The organism is Jiangella muralis (assembly GCF_001270745.1).
In the GTDB taxonomy this organism is placed as follows: Bacteria; Actinomycetota; Actinomycetes; order Jiangellales; family Jiangellaceae; genus Jiangella; species Jiangella muralis.
This window is the reverse complement of sequence record NZ_KQ434755.1, coordinates 365010-381785: the sequence shown is the minus strand read 5'-3', so window position 1 is coordinate 381785 and position 16776 is coordinate 365010. Positions and strand designations below refer to the sequence as shown.

Sequence of the window (16776 nt, the reverse complement as noted above, 5' to 3'; positions counted from 1 at the left end):
TGAACCGTTGCTTACACCGCTGGACGCCGCCCCGGTAGATACCGCGAAAACTCCAAGATCAACTGGGCTCCTCAGCCGCCCCGGTGGGCCGACGGCGACCGTTCCAGCCAGGTGACGCAGGCGCCAACAGTTGACGCTTGCGTCACCCGGTCCGACGGAAGGTGCGACGATCCGCACCCCTGGGCCGGGGCCGGCCGGGGCGGCGGCGAGCCTCCTGGCGCCACCTCCGCCGGGAACGAACGCACCTCATCCGGTGTTCACCTGACATGACCACCACCACACTGACCAGCCAGACCTTCGCGCAGACCGTGGAGGAGAACGACATCGTGCTGGTCGACTTCTGGGCCGCCTGGTGTGGACCGTGCCGCATGTTCGCGCCCGTCTACGAGCAGGCCGCCGAGCAGCACCCGGAGATCGTCTTCGGCAAGGTCGACACCGAGGCCGAGCGCCACCTCTCCGAGTGGGCGCAGATCACCTCCATCCCGACGCTGATGGCCTTCAAGCAGGGCCACCTGGTCTTCTCCCAGCCCGGCGCGCTGCCGGCCGCCGCGCTGCAGCAGGTCATCGACGCCGTCGTCGACCTCGACGTCGACGCCGCCTTGGCCGCCGCGCCCGACGCGCAGCAGTAACCGGCCCCGGGAGGGCCTGAACCGCGCACACCTCATGGGGTAGCTTGCGGAACTACTTCGATCGCTTTACGATCGAACTCCACTTGCTACCAGACGAAGGTGTGCCATGAACGATGCGGCAGCACGAGGGCGCGACGGCGGCGCGAGCGGCGCGGTCGCCGGCACGGGCGGGGCGATCGCCAGCGCGGCCGCCGTGGCCGGCGTCGTCCGGGCCGCGGCCGACGGCGCGTCCCGGACCGAGATCGGCGCCGGCACCGGCCTGAGCAAGGCGATCGTCTCCGAGCGGGTCCGCGCCCTCGTCGACGCGGGGCTGCTGGAGGAGGCCGGCGAGTTCGGCAGCACCGGCGGACGGCGGGCGACGCGGGTGCGGTTCCGGTCCGATCTCGTGGTGGTCGCGGCGGAGATCGCGATGACGCACGTCCGCGCCGCCGTCGTCACGCTGCCCGGCCGCATCCTGGCCGACGAGAAGCTGCCGCTGTCCATGCACGAAGGGCCGGAACGGGTCCTCGCCGAGCTGGAGCGGCTGATCGAGCGGCAGCTCCAGCAGGCCAGGGACGACGCGGCCGCGCCGCTCACGCTCTGCGGCATCGGGGTCGGCATCGCGGGGCCGGTCGAGTTCGCCACCGGCCGCACCGTCCATCCGCCGGTCCACCCCGACTGGCACGACCAGCCGGTCCGCGACCGCCTGGCGGTCCGCTTCGGGGTGCCGGCGTGGGCGGACAACGAGGTCAACCTGATGGCGCTGGCCGAGCAGCACCGCGGCGCCGGCGCGGAGGTCGCCGACTCGCTGGTGGTCAAGATCGGCTCCTGGGTCGGCGCCGGTCTCATCTCCGACCGGCGGCTGCACCGCGGCGCGCAGGGCTGCGCCGGCAGCCTCGTCACCACCGCCGGCGGCGACGACATCGCGGCCCGGGCCGAGCTGCTGGCGATCAGCGGCCAGAGCCCGGCCCTGCAGGCCGCGGCGAACGCCGGCCGCTCGGTGACGGCGCAGCTGGTGGCCGAGCTGGCGCAGCTCGGCGACGCCGACTGCCGGCGGATCCTCGCCGACGCGGCCGAGGACATCGGCACCGTGCTGTCCGTGCTCGTCGACTTCTTCAACCCGGCCGTCGTCGTCGTGACCGGCGGCGTCGCGAGCGGCGGCGGCGCGTTCCTGGCCCGCATCCGCGAAACCGTCTACGGCAGGTCGCTGGCGCTGGCCACGCGCGACCTGCGCATCGTCCCGTCGTCGCTGGGCGACGACGGCGCGATCCTGGGCGCCGCGGTCATGACGGTCGACGAGCTGACGTCGGCCGCGGGGCTCGGCGACACGCTCGCCCGGCTCGGCGCCGCCGGAGCCCGGGCGGCGGCCGAGTGATCCGCGTCGGCGTCGCCGGCGCGTCCGGCGTCGGGGCCGCGCACGTCGCCGCGCTGCGCCGGCTCGACGGCGTCGAGGTGGTCGCGGTGAGTGGGTCCACCGAGGAGTCGGCGCGACGGGTCGCGAGCCGCCTCGGCGTCCCGGCCGCGTTCGGCTCCGAGCGCGCGCTGATCGACGCCGGGATCGCCGACGTCCTGCACGTCTGCACGCCCAACGACCGGCACGCCCCGGCGGTGCGCGCCGCGTTCGCCGCCGGCCTGCACGTGGTCTGCGAGAAGCCGCTGGCCACGACCGCGGCCGACGCCGCGGAGCTGGCCGGCCTGGCCGCCTCCGCGCCCGCCGCGTCCACCGTCTGCTACCACTACCGCTACTCGCCGCTGGCGGTCCGGCTGGCCGGGCTGGTCCGCTCCGGCCTGCTCGGCCACGTCCACTCCGTCCGCGCCAGCTACCTGCAGAACTGGCAGCTCGGCGCCGCCGGGTCGTGGCGCAACGACCCGGCCCGGTCCGGCTCGTCGCGGGTGCTGGCCGACATCGGCAGCCACGCGCTGGACCTCATCGAGGTGCTCACCGGCCGGCCGGTCACCTCCATCGCCGCCGACTTCCACACGCCGCGCCGCGACGCGCTCCGGCCCGGCACCGACGACGTCGCGGTGGCGCGGGCCCGGCTCGACGGCGGCGCCGTCGTCGCGCTGACCACGTCGCAGGTGTCGCCCGGCCACCTCAACACGATCGCGGTCGAGATCGACGGCGACGAGGGCACCGCCAGCTGGCAGCTCGGCGACCTTGAGACGCTCGAGCTGGTCCGGACGGCGGACGCGCGGCGGCTGCGCCTGGACGGGCACGCCGACCCGCACCGCGTGAGCCGGTTCTGGCGCACGCCGGTCGACGCCGAGGCCCGGGTCGTCGCCCTCTTCGACGCGTTCTACCGGCCGCTGCTCGGCTACGCCAGCGGCCGCCCCGCCGCGCCTCTCCCCACGTTCGCGGACGCCGCCCGGCACGTCGCTCTCGTCGACGAAGCCGCCCGGCCGCTGCTCACCCCCTGACCCTGGAGGCAACGATGCCCAGAGACATCCCGCTCCGGACGGTGCCGCTCCTCGTCGCCCTCACCGTGACCGCCTGCGTCGGCGGCGCACAGGAGGACGGCGACGGCGAGAGCCTCGCCCTCGGCGACGAGGCCACGCTCACCGTCGTCAGCCAGTTCGGCGACACCCCGGCGCTGCAGCCGGTGCTCGAATCGATCAGCGCCGCCTGGGAACGCGAGCACCCCGAGGTGAGCGTCGACATCCAGTACCTCAGCTACGACGACCTGCAGAAGACGCTGCCGACCACGCTGGCGTCGGGGTCGGCGCCGGACGTGTTCGACTACGACGCGTCCGAGAGCACCCTCGGCGTACTGGCGACGAACGGCCTGGTGCACCCGCTGGCCGAGTACGCCGAGCAGTACGGCTGGCTCGACGCGCTGCCGGAGTCGGTCGTCGAACGGGCCACCTTCGACGACACGTTCTACGCGGTGCCGCGCTCCAGCGAGGCGATCGGCCTGTTCTACGACGAGGCGCTGTTCGCCGAGCACGGCGCGCCGGCGCCGGTCGACTACCCGTCGTTCCTGGCCGCGGCCGAGACGCTGCGCGATGCCGGCGTCGTCCCGATCGCCTTCGGCAACAAGGACCAGTGGCCGTCGTCGCATCTCGTCGCGGCGGCCGTGCACGCGTCGGTGCCGGTCGACGAGATCGTCGCGGTCGAGTCGCTCGGCGGCGACGGCGTCTACTCGGCGCCGGCGGTCCAGGCCGCCTTCGAGGCCGCCCGCGGCTGGGTGGCCGGCGGCTTCGTCACGCCCGACTTCAACGGGGTCAGTTTCGACGACTCGGTGAAGGCGTTCATGACCGGCCGGGCCGGCATGCTGATCGAGGGCACCGGCGTCACGCCCGACCTCATCGCCACCCTCGGACCCGACTCCAGCGTGCGGTTCGTGCCGTTCCCGATGATCGACCCGGCGCTGGAGCAGCAGGCCGCGGGCGGCGCCGGCGGGTCCTGGGCGATCTCGGCGTCGTCGCCGGTCGCCGACATCGCGGCGGACTGGATCGACTTCGTGCACTTCTCCGACGAGGCCGAGCGGGCCTGGCTGGAGGCCGGCGTGCTGCCGACCACCGGCTACGACGGCGCCGGCGCGGACGTCCCGGCGCTGCTGCGGCAGAACCTCGAGGTGGTCCAGGCGGCGAATGCGGGCGGCGGGATCGGCCGCTGGACGGCGTTCAGCTCCAGCCCGCTGGTCACCGACGCGTGGAACGGCGGCGGCCAGTCCTACCTCGGCGGCGACCTCGACGTCGCCGCGTTCACCGGCTCGCTCGACGACGCACTCGCCGAGGCCCGGAGCACGACGCCGTGACCAGCACCGCCGCCCCGGTGGTCGCCGTCACTCGCACTCGCGCGCCGGCGCCGCCGCGCCGGCCGGGCGGCCGCCGCCGCTCGCTGCGCGGCTACTGGCTGGTGCTGCCCGCGCTCGCCCTCTACGCGGCGTTCCTGCTGTGGCCGATCGGGCAGACCGTCTGGCTCAGCCTGACCGACTGGAACGGCCTCACCGCCTCACCCACGTGGACCGGCCTGGACAACTACCGCCGCCTCATCGGCGACGAGCGGTTCTTCGGCTCGCTCGGCAACAACCTGGTCTGGGTGGCCGGCAGCTGGCTGGCGCAGGGCCTCGGGCTGCTGCTCGCGGCGATCCTCTCGGCCAGCTGGATCCGCGGCCGGACGCTGTACCGCACGCTGCTGTTCGTCCCGGCGACGATGGCGCTGGTCATCGTCGGCATCGCGTGGGACCAGATCTACCGGCCGGAGACCGGGCTGCTGAACGTCGCGCTGGAGCACGCCGGCCTGGACTCGCTGACCCGCGGCTGGCTGTCCGAGTCGGGCACCGCGATGGGCGCCGTCATCGCCACCGCCAACTGGACCTACTACGGGTTCGCGATGGTGATCCTGCTCGGCGGGCTGCAGAACATCGACCCGCACCTGTACGAGGCGGCGGCGCTGGACGGCGCCAACGCCCGGCAGCGGTTCCGGCACGTGACCGTCCCGGCCCTGCGCAACCACATCACGCTGCTGCTCGTCGTGTCGTTCATCAACACGCTCAAGACCTTCGACCTGGTCTACGTGATGACGAACGGCGGTCCCGGCCACTCCACCGAGGTGGTCGCGTACTACATCTACGCGCTGGCGTTCGTCACCCACCGGGTCGGCTACGCCGCGGCCGCCGCCGTCGTCCTCACCGTCATCATCCTGATCATCACCGTGATGTTCCTCCGCGTCCGGGAGCGGGAGCGCCCGTGAACCACACGCTGCAACGGATGAGCGCACACACCGCGCTCGTCGTCATGACCCTGGTCTCCGTCGTCCCGCTGCTGTGGATCTGGCTGCAGTCGCTGCGCACGTCCACCGCGACCGCCGCCGACCCGTTCGGGCTGGAGTGGCCGCTGCGGTTCGCCAACTACGTCACCGCCTGGAACGCCGGCCGGTTCTCCGACTACCTGATCAACAGCACCGTCGTCGCGGCCGGGACGGTGGCGCTGGTCGTCGTGCTGGCGTTCCCCGCCGCCTACGCGCTGGCGCTGCTGGACCTGCGCTGGGCCGACGCGACGTTCCTGCTGTTCCTGCTCGGCCTGATGATCCCGATCTGGTCGATCGTGATCCCGCTCTTCTACCAGCTGCGTTCGCTCGGGCTGGTGAACACGCTGGCCGGGGCGATCCTGATCGAGGCGACGCTCGGGCTGCCGTTCGCGATCTTCCTGCTCCGGGCCAACCTGCGGGCGCTGCCGCGCGAGATGATCGAGGCCGGCCGCATCGACGGCGCCGGGGACCTGCGGCTGATGTGGTCGATCGTGCGGCCGCTGGCCGTCCCGGCGCTCGGCGCGATCGTCGTCTTCCAGTTCATGACCTCGTGGAACGAGCTGGTCGTCCCGCTGTTCTTCCTGCAGACCGACGACGTCCGCACGCTGCCGATCGGGCTCACCTTCTTCCAGGGCCGGTTCACCACCGACACCGCCGTCCTGGCCGCGGGCACCACCATCGCCTCGCTGCCCGTCGTCATCGTGTACCTGCTGTTCAACCGCCAGTTCGTCAACGGCCTCACCGCTGGAGCGACCAAATGAGAACCCGTGCCTACCAACTCGTCGCGCCCGGCCGCGGCGAGCTCGTCACCGCCGAGCTGCCCGAACCCGGACCCGGCCAGCTGGTGCTGCGGGTTGTCGCGAACGGCGTGTGCGCCAGCGACCTGCCCACCTGGGCGGCGGCCGCGCCGGACGGCCCGCACCGGCTGGGGCACGAGCCGACCGGCGAGGTCGTCGCCACCGGGCCGGGCGTGACGATCGCGCTCGGCACGCTGGTCGGCGGCCGCATCGCGCCGTCGTTCGCCGAGCACGCCCTCGCCGAGCTCGACGACGTCGTCGTGCTACCGGACGGTGTCGACCCGGCGGTCGCGCTGCCCGAGCCGCTGGGCTGCGTCGCCGAAGGGCTGCGCCGCACGCCGGTCCCGCTGGGCGCGCACGTCGCCGTCATCGGGCTCGGCTTCATGGGCCTGGTCATGACGCAGCTGCTGCGCACCACCGGGGTAGCCCGGCTGGTCGCCGTCGACCCGCGTGACGACGCCCGGCGGACGGCGCTGGCGAACGGCGCCGACGCCGCGCACGACCCGTCGGACCTGCCCCCGTCGGCGTTCTCCGGCGAGGACTCGCCCGCGCGGCACGGCTTCGACGTCGTCGTCGAGGCGTCCGGGACGCAAGCCGGGCTGGACCTCGCCGGGCGGCTGGTCCGGCCGCACGGCGCGCTGTCCATCCTCGGCTACCACCAGTCCGTGCGCGAGGTCGACCTGCGCAGCTGGAACTGGAAGGCGCTGGACGTCGTCAACGCGCACGTCCGCGACCGCGCGCTGCTGCGGGCGAGCACCGCAGCGGCGCTGGAGCTGGTCGCCGCCGGCCGGCTCGACCCGGGCCGGCTGATCACCCACCGGTTCCGCCTCGACCAGGCCGACGCGGCGTTCGAGGCGCTGCGGTCCAAGCCGGCCGGCTTCGTCAAGGCGGTCGTCGACGTGTACTGATGTACGTGTACTGACGTACATGTACACTTGTCCACTATGGACGGAACGACACGGGCGACCCGTGACCCGGTCGGCCGCCGGCAGGCGATCGTCGAAGCCGCCGCCGAGCTGATCGTCGAGAACGGCATCAACGACCTCACCCACCGGAAGGTGGCGGCACAGGCGGCGGTGCCGCTCGGCTCGACCACCCACTACTTCGCCTCGCTGGAGGAGCTGAAGGCGGCCGCACTGGAGTGGCTGGGCCAGCGGACCGACGAGGACCTGTCCGCGATCGGCCGCGACCTCGCCGCGTCCGACGACTGGGTGGGCACCCTCGCCGGCCTGTTCCACGAGTACCTGACCGACCCCGAGCGGGTCCGCGCCGACACCGCGTTCTACGTCGCCAGCATGGACAACCCGCGGCTGCGCTCGATCGCCACCCGCTGGCCCGAGGGCCTCCAGGAGATCCTGGCGCCCTACACCGACCCGCTCACGGCCCGCGCGATCGGCGCCTACGCCGACGGCGCGTGCATCCACGCCATGTTGCGCGGCAGCCCGCCCGACGTCGGCGACCTGCTCGCCATCCTCACCCGCCTGACGCAGACGAAGGACGCCTAGTGCCCACCCTGACCGCCCCCACCATGACGTCCAGGCAGCGCTGGGCGGCGCTGATCGTGCTGGCCGGAAGCCTGCTCGTGGTCATGATGGACATGACGATCCTCATCATGGCGCTGCCCGAGCTGGTCCAGGACCTCGCGCCCAGCGCGTCCGAGCAGCTGTGGATCGTCGACGTCTACTCGCTGATCCTCGCCGGGCTGCTGATCCCGATGAGCGCCCTCGGCGACCGGTGGGGACGCAAGCGGCTGCTGCTGACCGGCTTCACGCTCTTCGGCGTGGTGTCGGTGCTGGTGCTGTTCGCCGACAGCCCGGCGTTCGTGATCGCGCTGCGGGCGCTGCTCGGCGCGGCCGGCGCGATGATCATGCCGACGACGCTCTCGATGATCCGCAGCATCTTCCAGGACCCGAAGGAGCGGGCGAAGGCGCTGGCCGTCTGGTCGATCGTCTCCGGCCTCGGCGCCATCATCGGGCCGGTCGTCGGCGGCGCCCTGCTGGAGGTGTTCAGCTGGCACTCGGCGTTCCTCATCAACGTCCCGTTCGTGCTCGTCGCCGTCGTCGCCGGTGCCGTGCTGCTGCCCGAGGCGCGCGACCCGCGGCCGCCGCGCTGGGACGCCGTCGCGACCGTGCTGTCGATCGCCGGCATGTCGCTGCTGGTGTGGGGGATCAAGCAACTGGCCAAGGAGGGCTGGGGAGACGTGGCGTCGTGGGCGGCGGTGCTCGCCGCGGCCGCGCTGATGACGTGGTTCGTGCGCCGCTGCCTCAGCCGTCCCGACCCGCTGCTGGACGTCCGCCTGTTCCGCAGCCGGCCGTTCCGGGCCGGCACCATCGCGGCGCTGGCCTCGATGTTCGCGATGGGCGCGATGCTGCTGCTGGTCGCGCAGTGGCTGCAGGTCGTCGCCGGCTACTCGCCGCTGGTCGCCGGGCTGGCGCTGCTGCCGATGGCGATCGGCTCGTTCGTGTTCGCGCCGTTCGCGCCCGCCCTGGCGTTCCGGATCGGGGCCCGGACGGTGCTCGCGGCCGGGCTGGCGGCCGCGGGCGTCGGCCTGCTGCTGCTCTACGCGCTCGGCAGCCCGCTGAGTTACCCGGAGCTGATCGTGCCGCTGGCGCTGGTCGGCGCCGGCATCGGGTCGCTCGCCGTCGGCTCGGCGATCATCATGGGCAGCACGCCGGAGGAGAAGGCGGGCAACGCCGCCGCCATCGAGGAGGCGATGTACGACCTCGGCAGCGTCCTCGGCATCGCCGTCCTCGGCAGCGTCGCCGCCGCCCTCTACCGCGAGCACCTCGGCATCGGCGCGTTCACCGCGGCCGGCCTGCCCGGCGAGCTGGGCGCCGCGGCGGACGAGTCACTGGTCGGCGCGCTCGAGGTGGCCCGGCAGACCGGCTTCGACGACCTCGCCACCGCCGCGACGGCCGCCTTCGTCGACTCGCTCGGCCAGACCTCCCTCGTCGGCGGCAGCGTCATGCTCGCCGCCGCGGCCGTCACCTACCTGCTGATCCCGAAGTCGTTCGATCTGGCCGCCGACGGGCAGCACTGACGGCCGGGGCGGCGGGCCGCTCGTCAGGCGTCGGCGAGCTGGTAGCCGGCGGTCTCGACGGCGGCCTTGACCTGGTCGGCGGCGACCGGGGCGTCGCTGGTGACGCCGACGGCGCCGGACTCGACGTCCACGTCCACCGCTCCCACACCGTCGAGCTTCACGAGCTCGTCGCGCACCTTGTTGGCGCAGCAGCCGCAGGTCATGCCGACAACAGTGAACGTGGAAGTGCTCATGGGCTGTTCCTCTCGCTGGGCGATATCGGTTCGCCATACCCTACACGGGTATGGTGTGGACCGCCTAGGCCGGGCGGTGGCCGAGCCGGGCGGAGAGCTCGGCGGCGGTGCGGACGGTGGCCGCCGCGAGCCGCTCCCGCTCGGGCTCGTCGACGCGGGCGGAGGGGAAGGTGACGGCGACCGCGGCGACGGGGTGGCCGTTGTGGTCGCGCACCGCGTCGGCGACCGAGGCGAACCCCGGCGTCACGGTGCCCTCCTCGGTCGCGTACCCGCGGCAGCGGACCTCGGCCAGGGCGGCGCGCAGCTCCCGCGCCGACGTGATGCCGGTGTCGTGACGGCGGACGAACGCGTCGCGCGACGGGAACAGCGCCCGCACCTGCGACGCCGGCAGCGCCGCGAGCATGGCCAGCCCGCTGGCCGTCAGCTGGCCGGGCAGCCGGACCCCCACGTCGGTGACCAGCGGCGGACGCCCGGCGGCGCGATCCTCGATGACGTAGAGCACGTCGCGCCCGTGCAGCACGGCGAGGTGCGCGTTGTGCGTCGTCTCGTCGACGAGGCGGGCCAGCGACGTCCGCGCCATCCGCTGCAACGGCGCCTGCCGGCCGTACGCCGACCCCAGCTCGAACGCCGCCACGCCCAGGCCGTAGCGCCGCTCCTCGCCGAGGTGGGCGACGAAGCCGTCGGCGCGCAGGACGGCGAGCAGGTGGTAGACGCTGGACCGGGGTAGGCCCAGCTCGCGGGCGATGGCCGCCGCCGGCATCGGCTCGGCGTGCCGGGCCAGACAGGTCAGGATCGCCAGCGCGTGCGCGGCGGCCGGCGCGTTGGGCATGGCCCCATCGTCTCAGATCCGAGACACAAATAGCTCCGTCGGTGCTGCGAGGGGGTGCCGGGGGCGCTGAGATGTCCTCATGGTGATCGAGCTCTCCTCCCCCGGCCGGACCGTCGTGGTCGGCACCGGCCCGGTGTCCTTCGACGACGTCGTGGCGGTGGCCCGCGACGGCGCGGGCGTCGTGCTGGGCGACGACGCGCGGGCGGCGGTGGCGCGCAGCCGCGAGGTCATCGACCAGCTGGCGGCCGCGGACCTGCCCTACTACGGGGTGTCGACCGGGTTCGGCGCGCTGGCCACGAAGCACATCCCGGCGGACAAGCGGGCCGCGTTGCAGCGCGGCCTGATCCGCAGCCACGCGGCCGGGTCCGGCCCGGAGGCCGAGCGGGAGGTCGTCCGCGCGCTGATGCTGCTGCGGCTGTCGACGCTGGCCACCGGCCGCACGGGGGTCCGTCCGGCGACGGCGGCGGCGTACGCGCGGCTGCTGGACGCCGGCATCACACCGGTCGTGCACGAGTACGGCAGCCTCGGCTGCTCCGGCGACCTCGCGCCGCTGGCGCACTGCGCGCTGGCGCTGATGGGCGAGGGCCCGGTGCGCGACGCGTCCGGCGCGCTGGTCGACGCGGCCGACGCGCTGGCGGCGGCCGGGATCGAGCCGGTCGTGCTGGCCGAGAAGGAGGGGCTGGCGCTGATCAACGGCACCGACGGCATGCTCGGCATGCTGGTGCTGGCGCTGCACGACCTGCGCGGCCTGCTGCAGGTGGCCGACGTCGCCGCCGCGATGAGCGTCGAGGCGCTGCTCGGCACCGACCGGGTGTTCGCCGACGACCTGCAGGCGCTGCGCCCGCACCCGGGCCAGCGCGCGTCGGCGGCGAACCTGCGGGCGCTGCTGGCCGGGTCGGAGGTGGTGGCCAGCCACCGCGGGCCCGACTGCACCCGCGTCCAGGACGCCTACTCGTTGCGCTGCTCGCCGCAGGTGCACGGCGCCGCCCGCGACACCGCGGACCATGCGGCGCTGGTCGCCGGGCGGGAGCTGGCCGCGGCGATCGACAACCCCGTCGTCACCCCGGACGGGCGGGTGGAGTCCAACGGCAACTTCCACGGCGCGCCGGTCGCGTACGTGCTGGACTTCCTCGCCATCGCGGCGGCCGACCTCGCATCGATCAGCGAGCGGCGCACCGACCGCTTCCTCGACGTGTCGCGCAACGCCGGGCTGCCGCCGTTCCTCGCCCACGACCCCGGCGTCGACTCCGGGCACATGATCGCCCAGTACACCCAGGCCGGCATCGTGTCGGAGCTGAAGCGGCTGGCCGTCCCCGCGTCGGTCGACTCGATCCCGTCCAGCGCCATGCAGGAGGACCACGTCTCGATGGGCTGGGCCGCGGCCCGCAAGTTGCGCCGGTCCGTCGACGGCGTCGGCCGCGTCCTCGCGGTGGAGCTGCTGACGGCGGCCCGCGCACTGGACCTGCGCGCGCCGCTGGCCCCGGCGGCCGGCACCGGCGCCGTCCGCGACCTCATCCGCCAGCACGTCGCCGGGCCCGGACCGGACCGTCACCTCGCACCGGAGATCGCCGCCGTCCACGACCTCGTCACGACCGGCCGGATCGTCGCCGCCGCGCAGGCGGCCACCGGCGAGCTGCACTGAGAGAGGAACCCAGAATGTCCGGACCCCGACCCGTCCGCGCCCCGCGCGGCACCCGGCTGACCGCTCAGGGCTGGCCGCAGGAGGCCGCGCTGCGGATGCTGCAGAACAACCTCGACCCGGAGGTGGCCGAGCACCCCGACGAGCTGGTCGTCTACGGCGGCACCGGCAAGGCCGCCCGCGACTGGCCGTCGTTCGACGCGCTGGTGCGCACCCTCACCACGCTGCGCGGCGACGAGACGATGCTCGTGCAGTCCGGCCGGCCGGTCGGGGTGCTGCGCACGCACGAGTGGGCGCCGCGGGTGCTGATCGCCAACTCCAACCTGGTCGGCGACTGGGCCACCTGGGAGGAGTTCCGCCGGCTCGAGGCGCTCGGGCTGACGATGTACGGGCAGATGACCGCCGGCTCCTGGATCTACATCGGCACCCAGGGCATCCTGCAGGGCACCTACGAGACGTTCGCCGCGGTCGCGGAGAAGCGGTTCGGCGGCTCGCTCGCCGGAACGGTCACGCTGACCGCGGGGCTCGGCGGCATGGGTGGCGCGCAGCCGCTGGCCGTCACCATGAACGGCGGCGTGGCGATCGTGATCGAGTGCGACCCGTCGCGCATCACGCGGCGCATCGAGCACGGCTACCTCGACGTCCAGGCGGCCTCGGTCGACGACGCGCTGCGGCTGGCCGACGACGCGCGCCGCAGCCGCCGGGCGCTGTCGATCGGGGTGCTCGGCAACGCCGCCGAGGTCGTACCGGGGCTGCTGCGCCACGGCGCCGAGATCGACATCGTCACCGACCAGACGTCGGCGCACGACCCGCTCGCCTACCTGCCGCTCGGCGTCGCGTTCGAGGACTGGGCGGTCGAGCGGACCAAGGACCCGGCCGGGTTCACCACCCGGGCGCGCGAGTCGATGGCCGCCCACGTTCAGGCGATGGTCGGGTTCCTCGACGCCGGCGCGGAGGTGTTCGACTACGGCAACTCGATCCGCGGCGAGGCACAGCTGGCCGGGTACGACCGCGCCTTCGCCTTCCCGGGATTCGTGCCCGCCTATATCCGGCCGCTGTTCTGCGAGGGCAAGGGCCCGTTCCGGTGGGCCGCGTTGTCCGGCGACCCCGCTGACATCGCCGCCACCGACCGCGCGATCCTGGAGCTGTTCCCGGACAACGAGCCGCTGGCCCGGTGGATCCGGCTGGCCGGCGAGAAGGTGCACTTCCAGGGGCTGCCGGCGCGGATCTGCTGGCTCGGCTACGGCGAGCGCGACCGCGCCGGGCTGCGGTTCAACGACATGGTCGCGTCCGGCGAGCTGTCCGCGCCGGTCGTCATCGGCCGCGACCACCTCGACGCCGGCTCCGTCGCGTCGCCGTACCGCGAGACCGAGGCGATGGCCGACGGCTCCGACGCGATCGCCGACTGGCCACTCCTGAACGCGCTGGTCAACACCGCGTCCGGGGCCACCTGGGTGTCCATCCACCACGGCGGCGGCGTCGGCATGGGCCGGTCCATCCACGCCGGGCAGGTCACCGTCGCCGACGGCACCGCGCTGGCCGGCGAGAAGATCGCCCGGGTGCTGTCCAACGACCCCGCGATGGGCGTCATCCGCCACGTCGACGCCGGGTACGACCGCGCCGCCGAGGTCGCCGCCGGGCGCGACGTCCGCGTCCCCATGCGTGAGGACTCCGACGGATGACGGCGCCCTTCGACTCGATGTGGGCCGACCTGGAGCCGGTCGGACGGGACCCGCGCGGCGGCTACCGGCGGTTCGCGTGGACCGACGCCGACGCGACGCTGCGCGAGTGGTTCGCCGCCGAGGCGGCCCGTCGCGGGCTGTCCGCCGTCGCCGACCGGGCCGGGAACCAGTGGGCGTGGTGGGGCGAGCCGTCTGCCGCGGCGCCGGGCGTCGTCGCCGGGTCGCACCTGGACTCCGTCCCCAACGGCGGCGCGTTCGACGGCCCGCTCGGTGTGGTGTCCGCGTTCGCCGCCGTCGACCTGCTCCGCTCGCGTGGGCACGTCCCGTCGCGGCCGATCGGCGTCGTCAACTTCGGCGACGAGGAGGGCGCCCGGTTCGGCGTCGCCTGCGCGGGGTCGCGGCTGCTCACCGGCGCGCTGGCGGCGGACCGCGCGCTCGCCCTCACCGACGCCGACGGCGTCAGCCTCGCCCGGGCGCTGGGCCGGCAGGGCCTGCGCGAGCCGGCCGCCGACCCCGCGGCGCTGGGCCGCGTCGGCACGTTCGTCGAACTGCACGTCGAGCAGGGCCGGGCGCTCACCGCGCCGGTCGGCGTCGCCACCGAGATCTGGCCGCACGGACGCTGGCGGGTCACGCTGGCGGGCGAGGCCAACCACGCCGGCACCACCCCGCTGGACGACCGCCGCGACCCGATGCTCGACCTCGCCGCCCTCGTCACGGCCGCCCGCGCGGCGGCCGCCGCGCGCGGGGTGCTGGCGACCGTCGGCAAGATCGAGGTCGACCCCAACGGCGTCAACGCGATCCCGTCCGAGGTGCGGGCCTGGCTGGACTGCCGCGGCGCCGACCCGGACGCCGTCGCCGCCGTGCTCGCCGACCTGGACCGGTTCGCGCCGCGGCAGGAGTCGTGGACCGCGGCCACCGTGTTCGACCCCGCGCTGGCGGCCCGGCTCAGCGGCCTGCTCGGCGGCGCACCGCTGCTGCCGACCGGCGCCGGGCACGACGCCGGCATCCTCAGCGCGGCCGGCGTCCCCACGGCGATGCTGTTCGTCCGCAACCCGACCGGCATCTCGCACTCGCCGGCCGAGTTCGCCGAGCGGGCCGACTGCCATGCGGGCGTGACCGCACTGGCCGACGTGCTGGCGGAGCTGACCCGGTGACGGCGTACTGGGCCGCGCACGCCTGGCTGCCCGGCGGCCTCGCCTCCGACGTGCGGATCTCGGTGGACGGCGGGGTGATCGTCACGGTCGCGGCCGGTGCGGCGGCCCAGGACGGCGACGTCCGGCTGCCGGGCGTCGTGCTGCCCGGGTTCGCGAACGCCCACTCGCACGCGTTCCACCGGGCGCTGCGCGGCCGGACGCACGACGGGCACGGCTCGTTCTGGACCTGGCGCGAGGCGATGTACGCGCTGGCCGGCCGGCTCACCCCGGGCACGTACTACGAGCTGGCGCGGGCGACGTACGCCGAGATGGCGCTGACCGGCGTCACCGCCGTCGGCGAGTTCCACTACCTGCACCACGGCCCCGGCGGCACCCCGTACGCCGACCCGAACGCGATGGGCGCGGCGCTGCGGCAGGCGGCGCGCGACGCCGGTCTCCGGCTCACGCTGCTGGACACCTGCTACCTGACCGGCGGCATCGGACAGCCGCTGGACGGCGTGCAGCTGCGCTTCGGCGATGGCGACGCCGACGGCTGGGCCCAGCGGTTCGGCCTGCTGCGCGACGACGCGACCACGCGCGTCGGCGCCGCCGTCCACTCCGTCCGGGCCGTGCCCGCCGAGGCGATCGGCACCGTCGTCGCCGCCGCGGCCGGCCGCCCGCTGCACGTCCACCTCTCCGAGCAGCCGGCGGAGAACTCGGCGGCCCTGGCCGCATACGGCCGCACGCCGACGCAGCTGCTGGACGAGCACGGCGCGCTCGGGCCGCACACCACCGCCGTCCACGCGACCCACCTGACGCCCGGCGACATCGCACTGCTCGGTTCCCGGCGGACCACCGCGTGCCTCTGCCCGACCACCGAGCGCGACCTCGCCGACGGCGTCGGGCCGGCCCGGGCGCTGCTCGACGCCGGTGCGCCGCTGTCGCTCGGCACCGACCAGCACGCCGTCATCGACCTGTTCGAGGAGGCCCGCGCGCTGGAGACGCACGAGCGGCTGCGGACGCTGCGGCGCGGCCACTTCTCCCCCGCGGACCTGCTCGCCGCGGCGACGGCGCACGCGAGCCTCGGCTGGCCGGACGCGGGCCGGCTGGCGCCCGGCGCCCACGCCGACCTCGTCGCCGTCCGCCTCGACTCCCCCCGCACCGCCGGCGCCGACCCCGGGCAGGTCCTCTTCGCCGCCACCGCCGCCGACGTCGACACCGTCATCGCCGGTGGCCGCCCCATCGTCAGCGGCGGCCACCACCTCCTCGGCGACGTCGGTCGCCTCCTCTCGGCCGCGATCGTCAGCGCGTCAGGCGGTCCATGACGAAGGTGCCCTCGCGCCGGTACGGCTCGCCGAGGACGGCGCCGGAGTGCGAGGCCAAGCCGTTCGTGAGCGCCAGCGCGGTGAAGAACGCCCGCTGCCCCTCCGCGCCGAGCGTCTCCAGCTCGCCGTCGGTCCAGGCGGGGATCACCGAGCGCAGGATCTCCGGCGTGGTGTGCTCCAGCCAGTGCTGCGCGCTGAAGGTGTTCTGCGACGACAGTTCCTGCAGCGCCTTGAGCTTCTTGTCCAGCACGTCGCCGATCTCGACGACGCAGTTGGGGTGCTCGGGCGTCATGTAGTAGATGGTCGGGATCGGGTGCGGGTCGTGGCCGCCGGCCTCCTCGACCCGCCAGTCGCGACCCGCGACTGCCATGGCCTCGGCGAACAGGATCGCGATGACGCGGCGGTCGGGGTCGAGGTCGTGCTGCGCGTGCTGCGGGTCCTGCATGATGATGACGTCCGGCTTGGTGCGGCGGATCAACTCCACCACCTTCAGCTTGGTCGCGGCGGCGAGGTCCACCTCGCCGAAGGACACGTCGAGGAAGTCCACTCCGCCGCTGACCCCCAGGATGTCCGCGGCGCGCGACACCTGGGGCTTGCTCTCCTCACGGCACATGAGGACGGCGGCGTTGACGGTCTCGCCGGCGGCCACCGCCTTGGCGATGGCGCCGCCGCACTCGACGATCTCCAGGCCGTAGCTCGCGAGCATGAGGACGTTCGTCATGGGCGGGTCCCTTCTG

At 74.3% G+C, this 16776-nt stretch carries 16 protein-coding genes; 13 read left to right on the top strand and 3 right to left on the bottom strand.

Going from position 1 to position 16776, the window contains the following annotated elements; genetic code table 11:
* Positions 1 to 266: 266 nt before the first annotated feature.
* The 9 genes from trxA to ACW62_RS11975 all read left to right on the top strand — a co-directional run bounded on the left by trxA (position 267) and on the right by ACW62_RS11975 (position 9198).
* Positions 267 to 629 (top strand): thioredoxin, encoded by a 363-nt coding sequence (gene trxA / locus ACW62_RS12015; RefSeq protein ID WP_053204328.1) that lies wholly within the window; start codon positions 267 to 269, stop codon positions 627 to 629.
* Positions 630 to 735: 106 nt separating this feature from the next.
* The gene (locus ACW62_RS12010; RefSeq protein ID WP_053204327.1) at positions 736 to 1983 is read left to right on the top strand and encodes an ROK family protein; all 1248 of its coding nucleotides are present in this window, start codon (positions 736 to 738) and stop codon (positions 1981 to 1983) included.
* Positions 1980 to 3026 (top strand): Gfo/Idh/MocA family protein, encoded by a 1047-nt coding sequence (locus ACW62_RS12005; RefSeq protein ID WP_053204326.1) that lies wholly within the window; start codon positions 1980 to 1982, stop codon positions 3024 to 3026. The genes ACW62_RS12010 and ACW62_RS12005 overlap by 4 nt, the downstream gene beginning before the upstream one ends.
* A 14-nt stretch (positions 3027 to 3040) precedes the next feature.
* Positions 3041 to 4366 carry an ABC transporter substrate-binding protein gene (locus ACW62_RS12000; protein WP_083459663.1) on the top strand — a complete coding sequence of 442 codons (1326 nt, stop codon included), beginning with the start codon at positions 3041 to 3043 and terminating at the stop codon, positions 4364 to 4366.
* On the top strand, positions 4363 to 5304 hold the full coding sequence (locus tag ACW62_RS11995; protein WP_053204324.1) for a carbohydrate ABC transporter permease: 942 nt from the start codon (positions 4363 to 4365) through the stop codon (positions 5302 to 5304). Before ACW62_RS12000 ends, ACW62_RS11995 begins: the two co-directional genes overlap by 4 nt.
* Positions 5305 to 5321: 17 nt before the next feature.
* Positions 5322 to 6122, top strand: coding sequence for a carbohydrate ABC transporter permease (locus ACW62_RS11990; RefSeq protein WP_157574693.1), 801 nt, complete (start codon positions 5322 to 5324; stop codon positions 6120 to 6122).
* Entirely contained in the window at positions 6119 to 7066 is a 948-nt protein-coding gene (locus tag ACW62_RS11985) for a zinc-binding dehydrogenase (protein WP_053204322.1), read from the top strand. Before ACW62_RS11990 ends, ACW62_RS11985 begins: the two co-directional genes overlap by 4 nt.
* A 36-nt stretch (positions 7067 to 7102) precedes the next feature.
* Positions 7103 to 7663 carry a TetR/AcrR family transcriptional regulator gene (locus ACW62_RS11980; RefSeq protein ID WP_053204321.1) on the top strand — a complete coding sequence of 187 codons (561 nt, stop codon included), beginning with the start codon at positions 7103 to 7105 and terminating at the stop codon, positions 7661 to 7663.
* Positions 7664 to 7686: 23 nt separating this feature from the next.
* Positions 7687 to 9198: an MFS transporter gene (locus ACW62_RS11975; RefSeq protein WP_053204359.1), complete on the top strand. Its 1512-nt coding sequence runs from the start codon at positions 7687 to 7689 to the stop codon at positions 9196 to 9198.
* A 23-nt stretch (positions 9199 to 9221) separates the two neighbouring features.
* Here ACW62_RS11975 and ACW62_RS11970 read toward each other — a convergent pair whose 3' ends face one another.
* Together ACW62_RS11970 and ACW62_RS11965 are read right to left on the bottom strand one after the other, a co-directional pair.
* Positions 9222 to 9431 (bottom strand): heavy-metal-associated domain-containing protein, encoded by a 210-nt coding sequence (locus ACW62_RS11970; RefSeq protein ID WP_053204320.1) that lies wholly within the window; start codon positions 9429 to 9431, stop codon positions 9222 to 9224.
* 64 nt (positions 9432 to 9495) lie between these two features.
* Positions 9496 to 10260 carry an IclR family transcriptional regulator gene (locus tag ACW62_RS11965; RefSeq protein WP_053204319.1) on the bottom strand — a complete coding sequence of 255 codons (765 nt, stop codon included), beginning with the start codon at positions 10258 to 10260 and terminating at the stop codon, positions 9496 to 9498.
* 79 nt (positions 10261 to 10339) lie between these two features.
* Here ACW62_RS11965 and hutH point away from each other — a divergent pair, with 79 nt between their 5' ends.
* The 4 genes from hutH to ACW62_RS11945 are packed head-to-tail and all read left to right on the top strand — an operon-like array spanning position 10340 to position 16039.
* Entirely contained in the window at positions 10340 to 11902 is a 1563-nt protein-coding gene (gene hutH, locus ACW62_RS11960; RefSeq protein ID WP_053204318.1) for a histidine ammonia-lyase, read from the top strand.
* Between the two features lie 14 nt (positions 11903 to 11916).
* Positions 11917 to 13581 (top strand): urocanate hydratase, encoded by a 1665-nt coding sequence (gene hutU, locus ACW62_RS11955; protein WP_053204317.1) that lies wholly within the window; start codon positions 11917 to 11919, stop codon positions 13579 to 13581.
* Positions 13578 to 14735 (top strand): allantoate amidohydrolase, encoded by a 1158-nt coding sequence (locus ACW62_RS11950; protein WP_053204316.1) that lies wholly within the window; start codon positions 13578 to 13580, stop codon positions 14733 to 14735. Before hutU ends, ACW62_RS11950 begins: the two co-directional genes overlap by 4 nt.
* Positions 14732 to 16039 (top strand): formimidoylglutamate deiminase, encoded by a 1308-nt coding sequence (locus ACW62_RS11945; protein WP_053204315.1) that lies wholly within the window; start codon positions 14732 to 14734, stop codon positions 16037 to 16039. The genes ACW62_RS11950 and ACW62_RS11945 overlap by 4 nt, the downstream gene beginning before the upstream one ends.
* Here the strand turns inward: ACW62_RS11945 and ACW62_RS11940 are convergent.
* A complete protein-coding gene (locus tag ACW62_RS11940) occupies positions 16017 to 16760 on the bottom strand; it encodes a PIG-L deacetylase family protein (RefSeq protein WP_053204314.1) in 744 nt (247 codons plus the stop codon). The genes ACW62_RS11945 and ACW62_RS11940 overlap by 23 nt on opposite strands.
* Positions 16761 to 16776: the final 16 nt, after the last annotated feature.